The organism is Arthrobacter sp. 2YAF22_2 (assembly GCF_052114645.1).
GTDB lineage: Bacteria > Actinomycetota > Actinomycetes > Actinomycetales > Micrococcaceae > Arthrobacter.
Map to the genome: position 1 here is coordinate 1 of NZ_JBFRFD010000391.1, position 3579 is coordinate 3579.

Genomic DNA, 3579 nt, shown 5'->3' on the forward strand with positions numbered 1-3579 from the left:
CGCTTCCGACGGCGCCAGTGGCGGGGCCACGGCGAGTGCGACGGCGGGAGCAACAGCCGCGGCCTGGAAGACGTTTACGGACCCCGGAAAGAGTGTCAGCTTCGACCTGCCGCAGGATTGGATTGCCCAGTCGGTCACACCGGCGCAGGGCACGCTGCCGGGGGCGCTCCGGATCGAGGTGAAGGACGCCGAGGGCCGGTACCTGGCTGCCCTGCAGACCGGCCTCACGCCGCAGCCGGCCGGTGCGTGCGCCGCCGATGCCGCGAAGCCCTACGTGGTGGTCAGCAGCGTTCCGGTGGAACTGCCGCACCGCGGCGGGGACGGAACCATCGACCCGCACGTAGTGTTCCGCGTGATCCAGGGCTACAAGTATTTCGGCTCCTACGGCATCACCAATGTGGTCGGCGGCGCAGCCGGAAAGTCCTGCGCCCTGCAGAACCTCGTGCGCGGCCCCGAGGGGAAGGGCGACTATTCCTTCGGCGACCTGGCCGAGCTCAAGGCCTTCGCCGCGGACCAGAAAGTTGCCCCCGCCAAGGCTTTTGACACGTTGGCTCAGGCGGACAAATACGTGAACGACGGCTCGGAATTTGCCAACGTCCAGCGGATGCTAATGTCGCTGAAGATCAAAAACTAGTCCCTCCGGAGATTCATGGAACGCATCGTGTCCGCACGCCTGGCCTTCAAGACCGTGGCCGACACCAAGGTCGCCATGGCCGTGGCCGTCGCCCGCAATCCCGGCTACAGCGGATTCGAGGAATCGCTCTCCGTCACGGCGGCCGGCGAGGACGTGCCCCTGACCGAACTCTCGGACCACCACGGCGGACGGTTCCACTACATGGAGTTCGCCGAGCCCACCGAGGTCCTGGTTGTATATGGCGCCACCGTCACCGGCCGCGCGGCTCCGGAGGAACCCGGGCTGATGGAGCTCGTCCGTTACGTCCGGCCCAGCCGTTACGCGGAATCCGACCGGCTGCTCCCGACGGCGTACGCCGAGTTCGGCGGGCTGCAGGGCGCCGAACTGCTGCACGCCGTGCGCGACTGGGTCTTCAGTGAACTGCGCTACATCAGCGGGTCATCCCGCGGGACCGACGGCGCCGTCGAGACGCTGCTGCACCGGCGCGGCGTCTGCCGGGACTTCGCCCACCTGGCGATTGCACTGCTGCGTTCCAAAAACGTTCCGGCACGGCTGGCAGCCGTCTACGCGCCCGGGTTGAGCCCGATGGACTTCCACGCCGTGGCCGAAGCGCACGTCAACGGCGCCTGGCACGTGATCGACCCGACCGGACTGGCGCCCCGGGAGAGCATGCTCCGGATCACGGCCGGTAGGGACTCCTCCGACACGGCGTTCCTGTCCACCGTGGGCGGCAGCCTCTCGCTCCGGGAACTCCAGGTCACCGCCACCGTCACCGGCGAGCTGCCGGTAGAGGACCCGTCCGTGCTCGCCGCTATCGGCTAGCGTCCCAGGACCGAGGCCCGAAGCTTCTCCGTCAGCCGGAGCAGCTCGCGCTGTTCCTCGGCCGTCAGGGCCGGGGCCACCAGCGACGCGATATCACGGACGTGCTCGCGGCCGATCTGCTTCTGCAGGTCCTGGCCGGCCTCGGTGAGCCGGACCAGGACACCGCGGCCGTCGTCGGGGGCTGGCATCCGTTGCACCAGGCCCCGCTTTTCCAGCCGCTCCACCAGCCGGCTCAGGCTCGATTGGCTCAGCAGCACATGGTCGTTCAGTTCGTTTTGCCGGAGCCAGCCGGACGGGCAGCCGGAGAGCGTGAACAGCACGTCGTACTCGTTGAGGGCGAGCGCCTTGAACGCGGGGCCGGCCTGCAGCCGGCGCATCACGGCGACCTGCGCCCGGAACAGCGACTCCCAGGTTTGGGCCGCCAGCCGCACCGGGGAGGCCGGTACGGCCGGCGCTTCGGCCGGCACCGGCGCGGCTGCCCCGGCCGTAGCCGCGGCCGCTTTGGCAGACATCAGGCTTCCTGCGGGGCCGCTTCACGGGCGGCCAGCGAGGCTGCCACGCGCCCGGCGTGCGTCGGCGGTTCCGGCACGTGGGCCGGGGTCTTCTCGGCGTATTCCTTGCGGAGCACCGGCAGGACTTCCTCGCCGAACAGGTCCAGCTGCTCCAGCACGGTCTTCAGCGGCAGGCCGGCGTGGTCGATCAGGAAGAGCTGGCGCTGGTAGTCGCCGAAGTACTCGCGGAACGTCAGGGTCTTCTCGATGACTTCCTGCGGGCTCCCGACCGTCAGCGGGGTCTGCGACGTGAAGTCCTCGAGCGAGGGGCCGTGGCCGTAGACGGGGGCGTTGTCGAAGTACGGGCGGAACTCCTTGACGGCGTCCTGCGAGTTCTTGCTCATGTAGAACTGTCCGCCGAGGCCCACGATAGCCTGGTCTGCCTTGCCGTGGCCGTAGTGCTCGTAGCGTTCGCGGTAGAGACCGATCAGCTGCTGGTAGTGCTCCTTGGGCCAGAAAATGTTGTTGGCGAAGAAGCCGTCGCCGTAGTACGCGGCCACTTCGGCGATCTGCGGCGTGCGGATGGAGCCGTGCCAGACAAAGGGGGCGACGCCGTCSAGCGGGCGCGGCGTGGAGGTGAAGTTCTGCAGCGGGGTGCGGAACTTGCCGGACCAGTTGACCGTGTCCTCGTCCCAGAGCCGGCGCAGCAGGCTGTAGTTCTCGATCGCGAGCTCCACACCGTCCTGGATGTTCTTGCCGAACCAGGGGTAGACCGGGGCGGTGTTGCCGCGGCCCAGGACCAGGTCCACCCGGCCGTCGGCGAGGTGCTGGAGCATCGCGAAGTCCTCGGCGATCTTCACCGGGTCATTGGTGGTGATCAGCGTGGTGGCGGTGGAGAGGATGATCCGCTCCGTCTGGGCCGCGATGTAGCCCAGCGTGGTGGTCGGGGAGGAGGAGAAGAACGGCCGGTTGTGGTGCTCGCCGATGGCGTAGACATCCATGCCGATCTCTTCGACCTTCTTGGCGATCGCCACCGAGGCTTTGATGCGCTCGTTTTCCGTCGGGGTGCGGCCCGTGGTGGGGTCGGTGGTGATGTCGCTGACGCTGAATACGCCGATCTGCATGGTATTCCTTTCCGGTCCGGAGTCTTCCGGTTGCTGCTTCCAGTGTAGACGATTTATATGCATTTGCATCTATTGTCTTCTATAACGTCCGCCACGCCGGGATATTCCACGTCCTGCGGGGAGCCGTGCGGGCCGGGCCCTAGGATGCAATCAATCGGCTGGCCGCCCGGTGCCAAGCCCGCCCGGAAGGCCGCCATGCGCCGCGTCGTCGCGTTTCTCTGTCTGGTCGAACTGACCAGCGGAATCCTGCAGGGCTACTACACACCCATCCTGACCGACATTGCCCGGCACCTTGGGATCCACGACGGCGACGTCAACTGGTTCGAGGCCGCCCAGCTGACGGTCAGCGCCCTGGCCGTGCCGGTTCTCGCGAAGCTTGGCGACCTTTACGGCCACCGCCGGATCCTGCTCGTCTCCACCGTGCTTACCGCCGCCGCGTCCTGGGGCGTGGCGCTGGCACCGGATTTTTGGACGTTCCTCGCTGCGTGGTCGCTGCAGGGGTTCTATG

General features: G+C 67.6%; 5 protein-coding genes. 3 read left to right on the forward strand and 2 right to left on the reverse strand.

Translation table 11 applies throughout. The features are described 5' to 3' along the window. Both AB4Y86_RS14575 and AB4Y86_RS14580 read left to right on the forward strand, forming a co-directional pair. Nucleotides 1-634, forward strand: a 634-nt coding sequence (locus AB4Y86_RS14575; protein ID WP_441402914.1) for a hypothetical protein, incomplete at its 5' end; no start/stop codon positions are given. Nucleotides 635-649: 15 nt separating this feature from the next. Then, entirely contained in the window at nucleotides 650-1456 is an 807-nt protein-coding gene (locus AB4Y86_RS14580; protein WP_441402915.1) for a transglutaminase-like domain-containing protein, read from the forward strand. Here AB4Y86_RS14580 and AB4Y86_RS14585 read toward each other — a convergent pair. Together AB4Y86_RS14585 and AB4Y86_RS14590 are read right to left on the reverse strand one after the other, a co-directional pair. Next, nucleotides 1453-1968 (reverse strand): MarR family winged helix-turn-helix transcriptional regulator, encoded by a 516-nt coding sequence (locus tag AB4Y86_RS14585; protein ID WP_441402916.1) that lies wholly within the window; start codon nucleotides 1966-1968, stop codon nucleotides 1453-1455. The genes AB4Y86_RS14580 and AB4Y86_RS14585 overlap by 4 nt on opposite strands. Then, complete coding sequence (locus AB4Y86_RS14590; protein WP_441402917.1) at nucleotides 1968-3071, reverse strand: LLM class flavin-dependent oxidoreductase; 1104 nt, start codon at nucleotides 3069-3071, stop codon at nucleotides 1968-1970. Before AB4Y86_RS14590 ends, AB4Y86_RS14585 begins: the two co-directional genes overlap by 1 nt. 144 nt (nucleotides 3072-3215) lie before the next feature. Here AB4Y86_RS14590 and AB4Y86_RS14595 point away from each other — a divergent pair. Continuing rightward, nucleotides 3216-3579: MFS transporter (locus AB4Y86_RS14595; protein ID WP_441402918.1), on the forward strand; the 364-nt coding region annotated here is incomplete at its 3' end.